The sequence below is a fragment of the Bradyrhizobium sp. AZCC 1693 genome (assembly GCF_036924745.1).
Taxonomy (GTDB): Bacteria; Pseudomonadota; Alphaproteobacteria; order Rhizobiales; family Xanthobacteraceae; genus Bradyrhizobium.
The window spans coordinates 3,355,462-3,373,522 of sequence record NZ_JAZHSD010000001.1; the positions used below are offsets into that span (position 1 = coordinate 3,355,462).

General features: G+C 63.6%; 13 protein-coding genes. 6 read left to right on the forward strand and 7 right to left on the reverse strand.

The window, feature by feature from the left end:
- From glgX to treY, 3 genes are read left to right on the forward strand one after another with little or no spacing between them, the layout of a single operon-like run.
- The gene (gene glgX / locus V1293_RS16020) at positions 1 to 2,073 is read left to right on the forward strand and encodes a glycogen debranching protein GlgX (RefSeq protein WP_334510870.1); all 2,073 of its coding nucleotides are present in this window, start codon (positions 1 to 3) and stop codon (positions 2,071 to 2,073) included.
- Positions 2,070 to 3,824, forward strand: coding sequence for a malto-oligosyltrehalose trehalohydrolase (gene treZ, locus V1293_RS16025; RefSeq protein WP_334510871.1), 1,755 nt, complete (start codon positions 2,070 to 2,072; stop codon positions 3,822 to 3,824). The genes glgX and treZ overlap by 4 nt, the downstream gene beginning before the upstream one ends.
- Before the next feature lie 4 nt (positions 3,825 to 3,828).
- Positions 3,829 to 6,618, forward strand: a complete 2,790-nt coding sequence (gene treY, locus V1293_RS16030; RefSeq protein ID WP_334510872.1) for a malto-oligosyltrehalose synthase — start codon at positions 3,829 to 3,831, stop codon at positions 6,616 to 6,618.
- A gap of 70 nt (positions 6,619 to 6,688) precedes the next feature.
- Here the strand turns inward: treY and V1293_RS16035 are convergent, their stop codons facing one another.
- Positions 6,689 to 7,000, reverse strand: a complete 312-nt coding sequence (locus V1293_RS16035) for a polyhydroxyalkanoic acid system family protein (protein ID WP_334510873.1) — start codon at positions 6,998 to 7,000, stop codon at positions 6,689 to 6,691.
- A 165-nt stretch (positions 7,001 to 7,165) separates the two neighbouring features.
- On the opposite strand from V1293_RS16035, the gene V1293_RS16040 reads away from it, so the two are divergent.
- Complete coding sequence (locus V1293_RS16040) at positions 7,166 to 7,330, forward strand: DUF3309 family protein (protein WP_082649702.1); 165 nt, start codon at positions 7,166 to 7,168, stop codon at positions 7,328 to 7,330.
- A 148-nt stretch (positions 7,331 to 7,478) separates the two neighbouring features.
- Here V1293_RS16040 and ligD read toward each other — a convergent pair whose 3' ends face one another.
- Positions 7,479 to 10,148 carry a DNA ligase D gene (gene ligD, locus V1293_RS16045; protein ID WP_334510874.1) on the reverse strand — a complete coding sequence of 890 codons (2,670 nt, stop codon included), beginning with the start codon at positions 10,146 to 10,148 and terminating at the stop codon, positions 7,479 to 7,481.
- Between the two features lie 100 nt (positions 10,149 to 10,248).
- On the opposite strand from ligD, the gene ku reads away from it, so the two are divergent.
- On the forward strand, positions 10,249 to 11,133 hold the full coding sequence (ku, locus tag V1293_RS16050) for a non-homologous end joining protein Ku (protein WP_334510875.1): 885 nt from the start codon (positions 10,249 to 10,251) through the stop codon (positions 11,131 to 11,133).
- 144 nt (positions 11,134 to 11,277) lie between these two features.
- Here ku and V1293_RS16055 read toward each other — a convergent pair whose 3' ends face one another.
- Complete coding sequence (locus V1293_RS16055; protein ID WP_334510876.1) at positions 11,278 to 11,511, reverse strand: DUF6496 domain-containing protein; 234 nt, start codon at positions 11,509 to 11,511, stop codon at positions 11,278 to 11,280.
- 176 nt (positions 11,512 to 11,687) lie between these two features.
- Here V1293_RS16055 and V1293_RS16060 point away from each other — a divergent pair, with 176 nt between their 5' ends.
- Positions 11,688 to 13,295 carry an AMP-binding protein gene (locus V1293_RS16060; RefSeq protein ID WP_334510877.1) on the forward strand — a complete coding sequence of 536 codons (1,608 nt, stop codon included), beginning with the start codon at positions 11,688 to 11,690 and terminating at the stop codon, positions 13,293 to 13,295.
- A 7-nt stretch (positions 13,296 to 13,302) separates the two neighbouring features.
- On the opposite strand, the gene V1293_RS16065 is transcribed toward V1293_RS16060, so the two are convergent.
- Genes V1293_RS16065 through V1293_RS16080 form a run of 4 tightly spaced genes read right to left on the reverse strand, consistent with a single transcriptional unit; the run spans position 13,303 to position 18,006 of the window.
- A complete protein-coding gene (locus V1293_RS16065) occupies positions 13,303 to 13,908 on the reverse strand; it encodes a pyridoxamine 5'-phosphate oxidase family protein (protein ID WP_334510878.1) in 606 nt (201 codons plus the stop codon).
- 53 nt (positions 13,909 to 13,961) lie between these two features.
- On the reverse strand, positions 13,962 to 14,651 hold the full coding sequence (locus tag V1293_RS16070) for a response regulator transcription factor (protein ID WP_334510879.1): 690 nt from the start codon (positions 14,649 to 14,651) through the stop codon (positions 13,962 to 13,964).
- A complete protein-coding gene (locus V1293_RS16075; RefSeq protein ID WP_334510880.1) occupies positions 14,648 to 17,362 on the reverse strand; it encodes a sensor histidine kinase KdpD in 2,715 nt (904 codons plus the stop codon). The genes V1293_RS16070 and V1293_RS16075 overlap by 4 nt, the downstream gene beginning before the upstream one ends.
- A gap of 41 nt (positions 17,363 to 17,403) precedes the next feature.
- Positions 17,404 to 18,006 carry a K(+)-transporting ATPase subunit C gene (locus V1293_RS16080; RefSeq protein ID WP_334510881.1) on the reverse strand — a complete coding sequence of 201 codons (603 nt, stop codon included), beginning with the start codon at positions 18,004 to 18,006 and terminating at the stop codon, positions 17,404 to 17,406.
- Between the last annotated feature and the right edge of the window lie 55 nt (positions 18,007 to 18,061).

Below are 18,061 nucleotides of genomic sequence, written 5' to 3' on the forward strand. Positions count from 1 at the left end.
ATGCGATTGTCCGCGGGAAGCCCCACCCGCTTAGGTGCAAGCTGGGACGGACGGGGCACCAACTTTGCGCTGTTCTCGGCCAATGCGGAGAAGGTCGAGCTTTGCCTGTTCGACGGCCAGGGCCGCCGCGAACTCGAGCGGATCGAACTGCTCGAGCGCAACGAGGACGTCTGGCACGGCTATCTCAACGACGTCTCGCCCGGGCAACTCTACGGCTATCGCGTCCACGGCCCCTATGCGCCCGAGCGCGGCCACCGATTCAACGCCAACAAGTTGCTGCTCGATCCCTATGCCAGGCGGCTCGCCGGCCGGCTGGTGTGGAGCGACGCGCATTTCGGCTATCGAACGGGGAGCGCGCGCGAAGATCTCTCCTTCGACCGCCGCGACAATGCGCGCGGCATGCCGAAGGCAGTCGTGGTCGACGAGGCCTTCAACTGGGGACGTCGCGAGATGCGCCCCAACATTGCCTGGGAAGACACCATCATCTACGAGGCCCACGTCAAGGGCCTGACGCAGAAACGCGAGGGCGTGCCGCCGGGCCTGCGCGGCACCTATGGCGGACTGTGCTCGCCGGCGATGATCGACCATCTCAAACGGCTTGGCGTCACCACCATCGAACTGCTGCCGATCCACGGGCTGATCGACGACCGGGTGCTGGTGGAAAGGAAGCTGTCGAACTACTGGGGTTACAACACGCTGGCGTTCTTTGCGCCGGAGCCGCGTTACGGGCAGGACAACGCGCTCGACGCGTTCCGGACCACGGTGGCGCGGCTGCATGACGCCGGCATCGAGGTGATGCTCGATGTGGTCTACAACCACACCGCCGAAGGCAATCATCTCGGCCCGACGCTGTCGTTCCGCGGCATCGACAACGCCTCCTATTACTGGCTCAACAAGGAAAACCCGCGCTACTACGATGACTTCACCGGCTGCGGCAGCTCGGTCAACCTCACCCATCCGCGCGTACTGCAGATGGTGATGGATTCGCTGCGCTACTGGGTCGAGGTCTGCCACGTCGATGGCTTCCGCTTCGACCTCGCCACCACGCTGGCGCGGATGCCGAACGGCTTCGACCGCAATTCCTCGTTTCTGACCGCGGTGCGGCAGGACCCGGTGCTGGCGACGGTGAAGCTCGTCGCCGAGCCGTGGGATCTCGGCATGGGCGGCTATCAGGTCGGCGCGTATCCGTCGCAATGGTCGGAATGGAACGACCGTTATCGCAGCGCAATGCGGCGCTACTGGAGCGGCGAAGGCAGCCTGATCGGCGAAGTATCGCGCCGCATGACCGCCTCATCCGATCTGTTTCATCACGATAACCGCGCGACCCGCGCCAGCATCAATCACATCACCGTCCATGACGGTTTCACGCTGGCCGATCTCTTCAGCTACAACGAGAAGCACAACGAGGCCAACGGCGAGGACAATCGCGACGGCTCCAACGACAACCACGGCAATAATTGCGGCCATGAGGGCCCGACCAACGACACCGCGATCGTTGCGCTGCGCCGGCAGCTCCGCAAGAACCAGCTCGCCTGCCTGTTCCTCGCGCTGGGGACGCCGCTGATGCTGGCCGGCGACGAGGTCGGCAATTCGCAGAACGGCAACAACAACGCCTATTGCCAGGACAACGAGACCGGCTGGGTCGGCTGGGACAATCTCGGCAAGCAGGGCGACGACCTCACCGATTTCGTCGGCCACATGACCGCCCTGCGCCGGCGCTTCGCCCAGCTCCGCAGTCAGCGCTGGCTTGATGGACGGCGCAAGGACGGCTCCTATGGCGTGCTGTGGCTGACGCCGGCGGCCGAGGAAATGAAGGAAGCCGACTGGAATTTTCCGGAAGGCCGGTTCCTCGCCTATGTGCTCGCGCCGATGGAACAAGGGCAGGCGCCGATCTTTATCGTGCTGAACGCCGCACCCGAAGAGATCGCTTTCACATTGCCCCGGATGGCGGAATACAAGAACTGGCAGCAGGTGCTGAACACCACGGAGGCACAGACGGCCGCGGCCTTCGCATCGGGCTCTGAAACCAAGGCGCCACCGCGGTCGGTGCTTGCCTTTGCGGGCGCAGCATGAATGACCGGCAATTCGGCCCATGTCTGGCAAACTACGGCACGCGGTTTCGGCTTTGGGCGCCGGCGGCGAGACGCGTCGAAATCATGCTGGAGCAACCGCACACGATGAAGCGCGGCGACGACGGCTGGTTCACGGCCGACATCGCCGGCGTGAAGGCCGGCGCGCGCTACAAATTCCGCATCGATGACGAGATCGACGTGCCGGATCCGGCATCGGCGTTTCAGCCCGATGATATTTTCGGCCCGAGCGAGGTGATCGATCATGAAGCCTATCGATGGCGCGCCGCGAACTGGCGCGGACGGCCGTGGCAGGAAGCCGTGATCGTCGAGGCCCATGTCGGCACCTTCACCAGGCAAGGCACCTACCGCACCATGATCGACCGGCTCGATCATCTCGCAGATACCGGCATCACCGCGCTGGAATTGATGCCGCTGGCGGACTTCGCCGGCTCCCGCAACTGGGGCTATGACGGCGTCCTGTGGTACGCGCCCGACAGCGCCTACGGCCGCCCCGAAGATCTCAAGGCGCTGATCGACGCGGCGCATCAGCGCGGGCTGATGGTGATGCTCGACGTGGTCTATAACCATTTCGGTCCCGAAGGAAATTATCTCGGCCGCTATGCGCCTTCCTTCTTTACGGAAGCGCACACGCCCTGGGGCAGTGCGATCGACTATCGCGTGAAAGAAGTCCGTGCGTTTGCGATCGAGAATGCGCTCTCCTGGCTGCGCGACTATCGCTTCGACGGGCTGCGGCTCGATGCCGTCAACTCGATCGTCGAACCGGGCGGGTTGTCGCTGCTGCATGATCTCAGCGCCGCTGCCGGCCGGCTTGCGGCCGAAACCGGCCGCCATATTCACCTGGTGCTCGAGAATGGCGACAACCGCACCAGCGTTCTGGACGCTGGTCAGGATCCGCCGCAGGGAAAATATCGCGCGCAGTGGAACGACGACTATCATCACGCCTGGCGCGTGCTGATGACCGGCGAGAAGCAGGGTTATTATATCGACTACCAGCGCTCGCCGATCTCGGATATCGCGCGTTCGCTGTCATCCGGCTTCGTCTATCAGGGCGAGGTATCTACGTTCCGGCGCGGCAAGCGCGGCGAGCCGAGCGGTCATCTGGCGCCGACCGCCTTCGTCAACTTCCTGCAGAACCATGACCAGATCGGCAATCGCGCGCTCGGCGACCGTCTCGAAAGCTATGCGGATGCGCAAGCGATCGAAGCGGCGCTCGCCGTGCTGCTGCTGGCGCCGTCCATTCCTATGCTGTTCATGGGCGAGGAATGGGGCTCGAAGGCGCCCTTCCCGTTCTTCTGCGATTTCGACGGCGACCTCGCCGATGCCGTTCGCAAGGGCCGCCGCGCCGAATATGCCTGGGCCTATGCGGAATTCGGCGACGAGGTACCGGACGCACTCGATCCTTCAACCCGCGACTCCGCCGTGCTTAACTGGAACGAGCGCGACGCGCTGGCGGCGCGAAAGCGGCTGACACTGGTGCGGGACCTGTTGAAGGTCCGCCGGCGAGAGATTGTCCCGCGGCTCGCGGGCGCCGCTTTCGGCGAGGCGCACGCGGCCAACCGCTTGCTGACGGCTCATTGGCGGATGGGCGATGGCGCAACGCTTCGTCTCCTCGCCAACCTGTCGGACCAGGCCATCAGCCATGCGCCCGGGGTGCCTGTGGGAACCCTGATCTGGGGCAGCGAGTTGGGCGACAGCGTCCCGCCATGGACGGTGCTCTGGCGCATCGGATAGGAAAATGCCCCCGGCGATCCCGATCGCGACCTACCGCCTGCAACTGTCGGCGGATTTCGATTTCGACGCCGCCGCTGCCGTGGTGCCTTACCTGAAGGCGCTCGGCATCACCCATCTCTATGCCTCGCCCTTCATGCGGGCCCGCAAGGGCAGCGCGCATGGCTATGACGTCACCGACCATGCCCAGTTCAATCCGGAGCTCGGCGGCGAGGAAGGCTTCGAGCGGCTGAGCGCCGTGCTGCGGCAGCACGATCTCGGATTGATTCTCGACTTCGTGCCCAACCATGTCGGGGTGCACTACGACGATAATCCGTGGTGGCTCGACGTGCTGGAGTGGGGTCCGGCCTCGCCGCACGCGGCCTCCTTCGACATCGACTGGGAGCAGTTGCCGTATCGCGCCCGCGGCGGCGTGCTGCTGCCGATCATCGGCTCGTCCTACGGCCAGGCGCTGGAAAACGGCGAGATCGAACTGCGCTACGATCCTGCCGAAGGCAGTTTTTCGGCCTGGTATTTCGAGCATCGGCTGCCAATCGCGCCGGAACGTTACGGCGAAATCCTGCGCATGATTATCAAGGAGGCAGGCCCTGAGGAGAGCGCGCCCGGCAAGGAGATGCTTGCGCTGGCCTCCCGCTATCAGGGGCCGCGACGCCCCAACCGCAAGGAAGCGCCTGGCTTCAAAGCTGAGCTGAGAGCGGTCCCCGGAGTCGCCGAAATCATCGCACGTGGGCTATCGGCCTATCGCGCGGGGCCGGATCGCGCAGCCCCAACGCTGGCGCTGCACCATCTGCTAGAGCGCCAGCACTACAAGCTCGGCCACTGGCGGCTCGCTTCCAGCGACATCAACTACCGGCGCTTCTTCGACATCAATACGCTGGCAGGCTTGCGTGTCGAGGATGCCGGCACCTTCGAGGCGATCCATCGCCTGGTCAAACGGCTGATTGCAGAGGGAAAGCTTCACGGGCTCCGGCTCGACCACATCGACGGCCTGCGCGACCCCGTCCAGTATTTTCAGCGCCTGCGCCGGCTGGTCCGCGACGCGCATGGCGGCCGAAGCCAGCCCTTCTACATCGTGATCGAGAAAATTCTCGGCGAACACGAAAAGCTGCCGACGTTTGCCGGCGTTCACGGCACCACCGGCTACGAGTGGATGAACGCGATCACCCACGTTCTGACCGACGGCCGCGGCCTGGAGCCGCTCGACGAAATCTGGCGGCAGATCAGCAACCAGTCGCCAAAACTCGAACCGATCCTGCGGGACGCAAAACGCCGCGTGCTGGAAACGCTGCTGACCAGCGAGTTCACGGTGTTGACGCGCCTCCTGGCGCGGATTGCCAGCGGACATTACTCCACCCGTGACTATTCTGCCGACAGCCTGCGGCAGGCGCTCGAGCTCTACGTGCTGCACTTCCCAGTGTACCGCACCTACCTGACATCCTCAGGCCCATCCGCACATGATCGCGAGTTGATATCCAAGACGATCGAACGGGCGCGCGCCGACTGGTTCGCCGCCGACGACGGCATTTTCGACTTTCTCCGCGACACCCTAACGATGGACCTGATCGAACCCGGGCGCGCGCACCACAGCGCACCCCGCGTGAGACGTTTCGCATTGAAAGTGCAGCAGTTCACCGGCCCCATGATGGCGAAGTCGCTGGAGGACACCACGTTCTACCGCTACCACCGCCTGCTCGCCTTCAATGAGGTCGGCGGCGATCCGGCGGCAAAAGCGCTTTCGGCCGGCGAGTTTCACCGGATGATGCAAGCCCGCGCCGGCCGGTGGCCGCTTGGCATGACGGCGACCGCAACGCATGACACCAAGCGCGGCGAGGACGCGCGGGCGCGCATCATGGCGCTTTCGGAAATTCCGGGCGAATGGACCAGCACGGTGGCCCGATGGAAGCTGCTCAACGCGTCGCATCTTTCGGTCGATGGCGATTTGCGCGCGCCGTCAGCGACATTCGAATACATGTTGTATCAGGCGCTGCTCGGGGCATGGCAGCCGGACGACGCCTCGTTTCCGGAGCGGATGCAGGAATATGCACTGAAGGCCGCGCGCGAGGGCAAGCAGGAAACGAGCTGGCTCAATCCCCACACCGCTTATGAGGCAGGTGTAAAGAGCTTCATCGCGAAAATCCTCGACCCTTCGCTCTCGGGCGAATTCCTGAACTCCCTGCAAACGTTGGCGCAGCGGCTATCGCTATTGGGCGGTTTGAATTCGCTTAGCCAGATCGCGCTGAAGGTGACGATGCCGGGCCTGCCGGATTTCTATCAGGGCACCGAGCTTTGGGATTTTTCACTGGTCGATCCCGACAACCGGCGGCCGGTCGACTTTGCCGAACGCGCAGGGCGGCTCGGCGCGCTGGAGAAACCGGATTGGGACCGGCTGGTCGAGAAGTGGCCGAGCGGTCATCTGAAGCTGGCGTGGACGCGGCATCTGCTCAGGCTGCGGACCGAACTCGCCGATGTATTCACGGTCGGCGATTACGAGCCTTTGGAAGTGAGCGGGCCGCATCGCGACCATTTCATCGCATTCGCCCGGCGGCGCGGCCGCCAGGCCGCGATCACCGTGGTTGCGCGCTGGTTTGCACCGTTGACCGACGGCGGCAGGCATTGGCCTGGTCCGGAGAAATATGACGCCGCGCTGAACGTCGAAGGCTATGCGGTCGAGGCCTTTGCCGATGCCGATGCCAAACAATTGCGCTTGTCCGACCTGCTGACGCATCTGCCGGTCGCCGTGCTGAAAGCACGATTCACCGGCGCGGTAAAGCCGGCACGCAAACGTGCCTACGCCTAGCGATTCATGTTTTAACGCGGTTTCTTGACGCGAACCGGTGTCCACTTCGCTCGAGAACGCTATGGCGCCGTCAGCCTTTCTTGGTCAGCAACAGCTTGCCGCGGTTCTGGATCGCGGCCTGGGCCACCTCGGCAAAGCGCTGCAACAGCCATGGCAGCACGACTTCCACCTGCACATGATCCTCTGCGACGTCGACATGGCCGGCAGCCGCCTGGCCGAGCGCGCGAACGCGAAAAATCATGCGGTTGTCTTCCCATCGCTCCTCATCGACGCTCAGCACCGGCACGCTGGAAGCGGCGCGCGAAAGCCCCGTCTTCAGGCGGCGCATGGCTTCCTCGCGTCCCAGACTGTGCGGAATGGAAACCACCAGCGGTTTGGTCATCGCAAAAATCCCCTCTCTATCCACCTGCATGTAATCGCACGCGCTTCGAAAGAAAGGGCCGCGCGCGATACCGCGATGCAAAACGGAACTTAGATGACTCCCGGTTGTTGTTCCCCGTTAAGGGCAGAACGCGCAGAACGCCCCGTTCGGGCTGAGGAGAGGCTTATGTCTATCGGCACAATCATTCTGATCATTCTCATCATCGCCCTGCTCGGCGGATTCAGCGGCGTCGGCGGCGGTCCGTTCTACGGCACCGGATATTACGGTGGCGGTGGATTGGGCCTGGTGATCGTGATCCTGCTGATCCTGCTGCTGCTGGGGAAGCTATAGGCGAGACGTCATTGCAGTTCGTCATGGCCGGGCTTGTCCCGGCCATCTACGTTGTTCCGGCCGTAGATTGTGGGGTGGGCAAAGGCGCAGCCGTGCCCACCTTTCTTGCGCGATCAAAAATGGTGGGCACGCTTTCGCTTTGCCCACCCTACTTCCCAGCCAGCTTCTTCATCGCCGCCTTGATCGACGCTGCCGCGTCATCGTAGCCGTCCCACGCCTTGGTCTTGGCCAGCAGCGCCGGCACGGTGCGCACCGTGTACTTCTTCGGATCGAGATCGCCGCGCACCTGCGGCCAGGTCAGCGGCATCGAGACGGTGGCGCCCTCGCGCGCGCGGGGCGACAGCACGGCGACCGCGGTCGACATCCGGTCGTTGCGGAGATAGTCGAGGAAGATTTTTCCCTTGCGCAGCTTCTTCGACATGTTGAGCAGATAGCGCTCGGGATCATCGTTCGCCATCCACTGGCAGATGCCTTGCGCGAAGGACTTGGCCTCCTTCCAGCTTACCTTGTCCCTTGCGCCGTAAAGCAGCGGCGTCACCACGTGCAACCCCTTGCCGCCGGTAGTCTTGCAGAAGCTTTCGAGGCCCACGGCGGTCAGCCGCTGGCGCATGTCCTTCGCCGCCTCGATCACTTCCGAGAATTCGACATTGGGCGCGGGATCGAGGTCGAACACCAGCCGGCCCGGTGTGTCATAGGCATCGGGCGCACAATTCCAGGGATGCAGCTCCAGTCCGCCGATTTGCGCCACCGCCGCCAACGCCTCGACCCGGTCGATCTGCAGATAGGGTTTGCGGTCGCCTGCGACCTTGGCCAGTTCGAACAGGTTGGACGCGCCCTGCATGGCGTGGCGCTGAAAGAACTTCTCGCCGTGGATGCCGTCGGGCGCACGGACGATCGAGCATGGTCGGCCCTTGAGGTGGCCGATCATCCATTCGCCGACCGCCTCGAAATACTGTGCGAGGTCGAGTTTTGTAACGCCTTCGCCATCGCCGGCATCGGGCCACAGCTCCTTGTCGGGCTTCGAGATCACCACGCCCATGACCTCCGCTGCCTTGTTCGGGGCAGGCCTTGCCCGTGCCGCCACTGCCTTGCTCTTGCTCTTGCCCGGCGTGGGCTGCGCGACGTCTGCCTTGGATGGCATTTCCGCCTCCACTTCCTTGGCTGGCTTGTCCTGCCGCAGGCCCTTGAACGCGGCCTGACGGACATTGCCATCCGCCGTGAAGCCCGCGAATTCGATCTCGGCGACCAGTTCGGGCTTCAGCCAGTGCACGTCGCGGGTTTTCTTCGGCGCGTTCTTGCCGCCGAACGGGCTCTTGTCGGATGCCGCGGCCTTCAGCGCCGGCATGATGCGCCGCACCTTGTCCTGCCCAAAGCCGGTGCCGACCATGCCGACGAAAGCGAGATGGTCGCCGCGATAGGCGCCGGCCATCAGCGAACGGAATTTGCCGTTGGTGGTCTTCCAGCCGCCCAGCACCACCTCGTGCCCGGCCCGGCATTTCGCCTTGGTCCAGCTCTCCGAACGGCCGGAGCGATAGGGCGCATCGAGTTTCTTGGAGACGATGCCTTCCAGTTCCAGTTTGCATGCCGATTGCAGCACCGCGTCGCCCCCGCTTTCGAAATGTTCGACATAGCGGATCTGCTTTTGTTTGCCCTTGCGCGTATCCAGAAATTTCTTCAACCGCAATTTGCGCTCACCGAGCGGGAGGCTGCGAAAATCCTCATCGCCGGCGAACAGCAGGTCAAACGCATAGAAGATCAGGCTCTCGCTGTCGCCATCCGACAACGCCGCCTGCAGAGTCGAAAAATTGGGCGCACCATTGTGATCTAGCGCGACGATCTCGCCGTCGATCAGCATATCTGGGAGCGATGTCGCTTCGCTGGCGATCGCCTTGAATTTGTCGGTCCAGTCGAGACCTTTTCGGGTATAGAGCACCGCTTCGCCGTCCTCGACGCGCAATTGCACGCGGTAGCCGTCGAACTTGATCTCGTGGCACCAGCCTTCGCCGCCGGGCGGCCGCTCGACCACCGTGCAGAGTTGCGGCGCGACGAAATCCGGCATCGCCGCGACCTTCTTCGGTCTTGCGCTTTGCGCCGGCGCCCGCGTTTTGGTTTCCGGGGTAGCCCGCAATGCGGCCGTCTTCCGTAAGCTCCGCGCCTCGGCGGCATCGCCCCGGTTCGACTGCCAGACCGCATCGGATTTTGTTTTCCTGGCCAGCATGAACGGCTTCGGCGCCTTGCCCTTGCCTTGCGCGATCTGCGTCATCGCGCGTCCCGAGGCGACCGAACGGTCGTTCTCGAGGATGTCATTGGCCTCGCCTTCTCTGGCGTATTCGTCGCGGTGCTTGATCAGGAGCCAGTTGGTGCGCTTGCCGCCGTAGCGGTCGCCCTTCATTCGCACCAAAACCCAGCTGCCGTGCAGCTTGTCGCCGTGCAGGGTGAATTTCAGGTCGCCCTTCTTGAAGCCGCGCTCGGGATCATCGGATTCCCAGGTGCCGCGATCCCACAGCATGACGGTGCCGCCGCCATACTGATCTTCCGGAATGGTGCCTTCGAAATCGCCGTAGTCGAGCGGATGGTCCTCGACCTCGACCGCCAGCCGCTTGTCGTGCGGATCAAGCGACGGCCCCTTGGTGACCGCCCAGGATTTGAAGACGCCGTCGAACTCGAGCCGGAGATCGTAATGCAGCCGGGTTGCGTCATGCTTCTGGATCACGAATCGCCATTGCTTCGCCGGCGCGATCTTGACGTCGCCGGAGGGCTCGGCGGTCTTGCCGAAATCGCGCTTCTTTCGGTATGTGCTGAGTTTCTTCAACGCCACGGGCAAACCTCGACCTTCAAGAGCGCCCCGCTGCAATACCGGAACGAAAACCCATACTAACCGTTGAAGTTCCCAAACCCAACCGCGCCCGGAGATTGAAATGGCCCCCCGCGCCTACTGGAAAGGCTCGCTGAAACTCTCCCTGGTGTCATGCCCGGTGGCGCTCTATCCGGCCTCGACTTCCGCCGAGAAGACCCGCTTCCACATGATCAACCGGGAGACCGGCAACCGGCTGAAGCAGCAGATGGTCGATGCCGAGACCGGCGATGTCGTCGAAGGCGACCAGAAGGGCCGCGGCTATGAGCTGAGCAAGGGCAAATATGTCGAGGTCGAAAAGGAAGAACTCGAAGCCGTCCAGATCGAGAGCAACCACACCATCGACATCGACAGCTTTGTGCCGAGGGATGAGATCGACAAGCGCTATCTCGATAACCCCTATTACATCGCCCCCGACGGCAAGGCCGCGGTCGACGCCTTCGCCGTGATCCGCGACGCCATGAAGGATGAGGACCGGGTTGCGCTTGCGCGCATCGTGCTGACCAACCGCGAGCATGTCATGGCGATCGAGCCGCTCGGCAAGGGCCTTCTCGGCACCACGCTGCGCTATCCTTATGAGTTGCGCGACGAGGACGACTTCTTCGAGGACATCAAGACCCCGAAGATCACCAAGGACATGGTCGAACTCGCGGGCCACATCCTGCAGACCAAAGCCGCGCATTTCGATCCGTCAAAATTCAAGGACGAATACGAGGACGCGCTGAAGGCGCTGGTGCGGCGGAAAGCCTCCGGCAAGCCGATCAAGGTCGCGGAGCGCGAGGAAAAGCCGGATAACGTCATCAACCTGATGGACGCGCTCAAGGCGAGCCTGAAGGGCAAGTCAGCGGCGAAGCGGCGGGCGCATGCCTCGACCGCACGGCGGGCGCCGGCACGCCGGACGGCCAAGAAGGCGCACCGATCCACGGCCCGGCACCGCAAGGCGGGGTGACGCTTTCTCCACCGTCATGGCCGGGCTTGTCCCGGCCATCCACGCCTTTCTTCCTTAGCTTCACAAAGAACGTGGATGCCCGGGACATCTAGCTCGAAGACGCGCTTCTGCCCGGGCATGACGGAGTTCGGTGAGCGAGCACGCCTACTTCGCCTTCCGCTTTGACTTCTTCGCTTTCTTCTTCGTCTTCCGCTTCTTCGCTGCCTTCTTCGGCACCTTCTTGCCCTTGGCCCGCGCCTCCGACAGTCCGATCGCGATCGCCTGCTTGCGGCTCTTGACCTTGCGGCCGGAGCGACCGCTCTTCAGGGTACCGGCCTTGCGCTTTTTCATCGCGCGCCTGACGTCGGTCGACGCCTTCTTTGAGTATCTGCGTGCCATCGCTTTCCTCCGGCTTTCCTTCGGTTGGCAAAAAAGTAATCACCGATGGCATGCAAAGTTCCGCGCACGTCACAGTCCGCTTGCATTGAACGGCGACGGAAGGCATTTTGGCTGCCGGGGGACGATGGAAACGCCGGTAGCAAGAACGGCGCCGTCCCCGGACCGGGGAGGATTCAATGACATTGACGAAGTCGCACGTCGCAGGCCCGGCGACGCCTGCGGTGCGGGAGATGACGTTCGGCGACCTCTTGCGCAACGCGGCCGAGACGGCGCCCGATCGCCTGGCCCTGATTGCCGGCGTCCCCGATCCAACGCTGCGCCGTCAATGGACCTACGCGCAGCTCTACCGCGAAGCCCAGCGCACCGCCCGCGCGCTGCTGTCCCGCTTTCGGCCGGGCGAGCGCATCGCCGTCTGGGCACAAAACATTCCGGAATGGGTGATGCTCGAATTCGGCGCGGGGCTCGCCGGCATGGTGCTTGTTACCGTGAACCCCGCCTTTCGGGCGAAAGAGGTGGAGTATGTGCTGAAGCAGTCGCGTTCGGCCGGGGTGTTCGTGGTCAACGGCTTTCGCGGCAATCCGATGCTGGAGACGGTACAGGCGGTGGCGCCGAACTGCCCGGAGCTTCGCGAGATCATCTGCTTCGACGATTGGGACGCCTTCATCGCCGCCGGCGATGACGAGAGCGTCACACTGCCGGCAGTCAGTCCCGACGATCCCGTCATGATCCAGTACACCTCGGGCACAACCGGCTTTCCGAAAGGCGCCCTGCTCCGGCATCGCGGGCTTCTCAACAACGGCGCCGATACCGCCGACCGGATGGGCGTCGATTTCGGCGACGTCTTTGTCACCACGATGCCGCTGTTTCATACCGGCGGCTGCGTCTGCTGCGTGATCGGCGCCGTGTCGAAAGCAGCGACGCAGGTGCTGATCGAGGCTTTCGACCCGGCAATCGTGCTCGAAATGTTCGGCACCTATCGCGGCAATGCAATGGTCGGCGTCCCCACCATGCTGGTTGCCATGCTGGAGCATCCGTCATTCCCGAATACCGATCTCTCGTCGGTCAAGGCGATCTGCTCCGGCGGCTCCACGGTGCCGGCGCCGCTGGTGAAACGATTCGAGGAAAAGCTCGGCGCGCCCTTCACCATCGTGTTCGGGCAGACCGAATGCTCGCCGGTCGCGGCGCAGACCCGCACCGACGACAGCGTCGAGGACAAGGCCGGTACGATCGGCCTGCCGCTTCCCAACATGGAAACCAAGATCATCGACCCCAACACCGGCGAGACGGTGCCGATCGGAACGGTCGGTGAATTCTGCACCCGCGGCTATCATGTGATGCTCGGTTACTTCGAAATGCCGGAAGCGACCGCCGCCGCGATCGATGCCGACGGCTGGCTCCATACCGGCGACCTCTGCGCGATGGATAAGCGCGGCTATTGCACGGTGGAGGGCCGCCTCAAGGACATGATCATCCGCGGCGGCGAGAACATCTATCCGCGCGAGCTGGAGGAGCTCTTGTTCAAGCATCCGAAGGTCGGCGAAGTCGCCGTGATCGGCGTTCCCCACGAGAAGTGGGGTGAAGAGGTCGCCGCCTTCATCCGCCCGGCGCCCGGCGCGACAATCGAAAAGGAAGAACTGATCGATTACATGCGTGCCTCGCTCGCCCCGCACAAGACGCCGAAGCACTGGTTCGTCCTGGATGCGTTCCCGCTGACCGGATCGGGCAAGATCCAGAAATTCAAGTTACGCGAAGCCTGGACCAAGGGTGAGATAACGGCGATCTAGGTTGCCACTAACCCTTGAATGTGGGCTGCCGCGGATGGATGCAATCCTTGAAATCCGCAAAGCCCTTCCATGCCGGCTCCGGCGCGTCCTGTCCGGCGACCGGTACATAGATCGACGGCTCGATCGAACTCATCGTCGGAATATAGCGCGGACAATTCGGAAAGATCGCGCGTGCGGTCACGCGGACGATGAGCTGTGCGCCGACGGTCCCCGCCAGCAGCGGATCGTTGTCGCTCACGCTGGCGCTGCCGTTGACGCGCAGGCGCCGCGGCTTGTCGTGCATGGCGATGAACAGCAACCCGACATCGGCATTGACGACAATGTTGCCGAGACTCTTGAACATGCCGTTGCCGTCATAGTCGGGGAATGCGATCTCGGAAGGTCCGGTGATGCGCACGAAGCCCGGCGCCCCGCCCTTGAACGAGCAGTCGGGCCGGCCCTCGGCGTCGGCCGTCGCCAGGAAGAAGTATGGCAGGCTTTCGATGAACTGCTTGTCGTCAGCCGAAAATTCCTTGCGCATCAGCTTCTCTTCCAGCCGGTCCGAAATCCGGCGGCTGTCGAACCGATCCTGCAATTGCCGATTGCCTTCGTGGTACATGACGCTCTCAGCCATGGCCTTACGTCCTCCTCCGATTCACCCGGGCGCGCGTGGTCGCCACCGGGAAGTCAGTCCGGCGCGCGCAACCGGTAGCCGATGCCGGTTTCGGTCAGCACGAATTGTGGACGTTCCGGATCGGCCTCGATCTTCTGCCGGAGCTGGCGGACATAGACGCGCAGATATTGCGCATCCGTCAGTTCGTCCCAGAGCTCCTTCAACAGAAAGCGATGGGTCAGCACCTTGCCGGCATGCTGCACCAGCACGCGCAGCAGTTCATATTCCTTCGGCGATAGCTTTACCTCGCGCTCACCGGTCTTGACGATGCGGCGCACCAGATCGACCGAGAGGTCGCCGGCACGAAACACCGGCCGCTCGCCCTGCACCTGCAACTGGTGCCGCAAGGCCGCGCGCATCCGCGCCAGCAGTTCATCCATGCCGAACGGTTTTGTCAGATAATCGTCGGCGCCGAGATCAAGTGCCTGCACCTTGCCGGCCTCGTCGCCGCGGCTCGACAGCACCACGATCGGCACGCTCTCGTTGCGGCCACGGATCATGCGCAGCAGTTCATGGCCCTGGATATCGGGCAGACCCAGATCGAGAATGATCAGCGCCGGGCTCTCGGCCAGCTTCTCCAGCGCGATCTTGCCGTTGGAAGCTTCGAGGATGTCATAGCCCTGCGTGCTCAGCCCCATTCGCAACAGCTTGCGGATCGGCGGCTCGTCGTCGATGACCAGCACCTTGATCGGGGCGGCGTTCATGCGGCGGTATCCAGCGCGCTGTCGGTGGCCGGGACCGGCAGCCGAATGGTTATAACCGCTCCGCTGCGGTCGCTGCGGTTGGCGGCCGAAATGGTGCCATGCATCGCCTCAACAAAACCACGGGAAATCGCCAGCCCAAGACCGGTGCCGGGGCGAACGTGATCGCCCTTTTGCGCGCGATAGAATTTATCGAATACGCTTTCAAGTTCCGCGGGCGGAATGCCGTTACCCTCGTCGAGGATCTGCAGCGAGACCCTTCCCTGATCGCGCGTTCCCCGGATCGAAATCGTCGTATCGGCGGGTGCGTATTTGGCGGCGTTGTCGAGCAGGTTGAACAGCACCTGTTCGAACAACACGGCATCGAGCTCCAGCATCGGCAGATTGGGGCCGACCTCCAGCGACACCTTGTGACGCACGAGGATCTTGCCGGCGCGCCGCAGCGCGCTGCCGACGATCTCGCCGACATCGTGCCGCGCGGTGTTGGGGACGATGGCGCCGGATTCGAGCTTGGTCATGTCGAGCAGGTTGGCGATGAACCTGTTCAACCGTTCGGATTCATCGATCATGGTGGCGAGCAGATCGTTCTTCTGCGCGTCGTCAAGGCTAGCGCCAAGATCGCGCAACATGCTGGCGGCGCCGAGCACGGAAGCCAGCGGCGTCTTCAGATCATGCGAGATCGAGGTCAGGAGCGCGCCGCGCAGCCGGTCGGATTCCACCGTGCGCTTGACCCGATCCATGTCCTCGACCAGCAGCACCCGCTCGATCGCGAGCGCGCCCTGATCGACCAATGCATCGAGCAGGCGGCGCTGATCCGGCGTCAGCAGCGGCCCGGTGCGGTCGTCGTCGATGCCGATGACGCCGATCGCGCCGCGCCCGGTTCGCATCGGCAGGAACAGCCGTTTTGCCCCCGGCAGCGTGTCCGAACCGCGCCCGGCGGGACGATCGTTGCTCCAGGCCCAATTGGCGGCGGCGAGATCGGCCTGGTCGAGTTGGTCTTCCGGCGGATAGCCGCTCTTGACCGTCAACACGCCGTCTTCCGGCAACAGCAACACCACGCGCACTTTCAGCATCAGCGCAGTCTGATAGGCCGTCGCCCACAGCACGTCGTCGAGCGTCGCAGTACCGGCCAGCTTGCGGCTGAAGGCATAGAGCGATTCGGTGGTACGCACCCGTCCGATCGCCGCATCTGCCTGCAAGCGAACCCGCGCCGCGACATTGGAGACCAGAATCGCAATCAACATGAAGAAGAAGAAGGCGGCGATGTTGGTCGGGTCGGCGATAGTGAAAGTATGGTACGGCGGCATGAAGAAGAAATTGTAGCACAGCGAAGCTGCGACGCTTGTCAGCAGCGAAGGCAAGAGCCCGTAACGAACCGCCACGCTGACCACGGCGGTGAGGAAGACCAGATCGACGTTCTCAATGCCGAACACCGGGTGAATGAGTTCGGCGGCGCCTAGACCGATCGCGACGAACAGCAGCGCCATCAGATAAGGCCGCGGGTTGAACGGCTCCTGCCGCGCCGCGGTCTGCACCGCCGGCTTCGCCACGCCCTGTTCGTCGCCGGCGATCACATGCACGCTAATGTTGCCGGAGCGGCGTACCAGATCGTGCACCACGGAACCGCGCATCAGTTCGAACCACCATGAGCGGTTCGATTTACCGATGATGATCTGGGTGATGTTGTTGGCATGCGCGAAATGGATGACGTCGTCAGCGATGCGGCGGCCGGCGCCGGGAATGGTCAGCGCTTCGCCGCCGAGCGCTTCGGCGAGCCGCATGGTGTCGGCCAGCCGGTCGCGCTGCTCGTCGGTCAGTTGCAGGCTGCGTCGCGTCTCGATGCTGACCGCGGTCCACTGCGCATGTAGCCGGTCGGCGAGCCGCTTGGTGTAGCGCACGAGGCCTGCTGCGCGCGGGTCTTCACTGACGCAGACCAGAATGCGCTCGCCGGCGGCCCACGGTCCGTCGATGGCATTGGCCTGCATGTGGGTGAGCAACTGCTCGTCGACACGCTCGGCGGTACGCCGCAGCGCCAGTTCGCGCAGCGCGGTCAGATTGCCCGGCGAGAAATAATGCTCCAGGGCGCGCTCGGCCTGCTTGGGGACATAGACCTTGCCCTCCTTCAGCCGCTGGATCAGATCATCAGGCGTCAGGTCGATCAGCTCGATGGCGTCGGCGCGGTCGAACACCTTGTCCGGCACGGTCTCGCGCACCCGCACATGCGTGATCTGCGCGACCACGTCGTTGAGGCTTTCGATGTGCTGGATATTGACGGCGGTATAGACGTCGATGCCATGGGACAGCAATTCCTCGACGTCGAGATAGCGCTTTGGATGGCGACTGCCGGGCGCGTTGGTGTGGGCGAGCTCATCGACGAGCGCGATCTGCGGCCGCCGCGCAATCAGCGCGTCGAGGTCCATCTCCTCGAGTGTCTGCTCCTTGTAGGCGAGCCGCCGGCGCGGCAGCACTTCGAGGCCGTTCAGAAGGGCTTCCGTTTCCGCCCGGCCATGGGTCTCGACCACGCCCACCACGACATCGGCGCCGGCCTTCTTCCTGGCATGGGCGCTCTGCAGCATTTCGTAGGTCTTGCCGACGCCGGGGGCTGCGCCGACGAAGATCTTGAGCCGGCCCGCGCGGCTGTCCTCGCGCCGGGCCGCTTCCAGGAGGGCTTCCGGCGAGGGACGCTGTTCAGGGTCGCGGCGGGTTTGGACCATGCGGCAATATAATCCTCACGCCCGGGCCGGCCTAGCCGGTGTCATTGTGAGGCCTGGTCCAGAGCCAGATTCAGGGCCAATACGTTAACTCTGTTCTCACCGAGCAATCCAGCCATGCGGCCCTGAATGTGCTCAGTGACCAGCTCGCGGACGGGGGCTTCCGGCAAGCTGCGGGCCTTTGCCACCCGCGGGACCTGGAATAGAGCGGCCTCGGGCGAAATGTCCGGATCAAGCCCGCTGCCCGAGGCGGTGACAAGGTCGACAGGCACGGGCGCAGGGGGGTTCTCGGCTTTCAGTTTCGCGACGTCTTCGTTGATCCGGTCAGCCAGCGCCTTGCTGGTGGGACCGAGGTTGGAGCCGCCGGAATTGGCGGCGTTATAGGGCGCAGGGACCGTCTTGGTGGAATCGGCCGGGTCCGGCGCCGTGGTCGCGGACGGGCGGCCGTGGAAATATCTATCGGTCTTGAACTCCTGCCCGATCAGCGCGGAGCCGATCACCTTGCCGTCCTTCTCGATCAGGCTGCCTTGCGCCTGTTTCGGGAAGATCACGCCGGCGATCGCGGTCATCGCGAGGGGATAGGCGACGCCGGTGATCGCGGTGAGCAGGAGGAGGATGAGAATGGCGGGACGGAATTCTCTGAGCATGTTGTGTCTCCGTAAGTGTCTCCGTCATTGCGAGGAGCGAAGCGACGAAGCAATC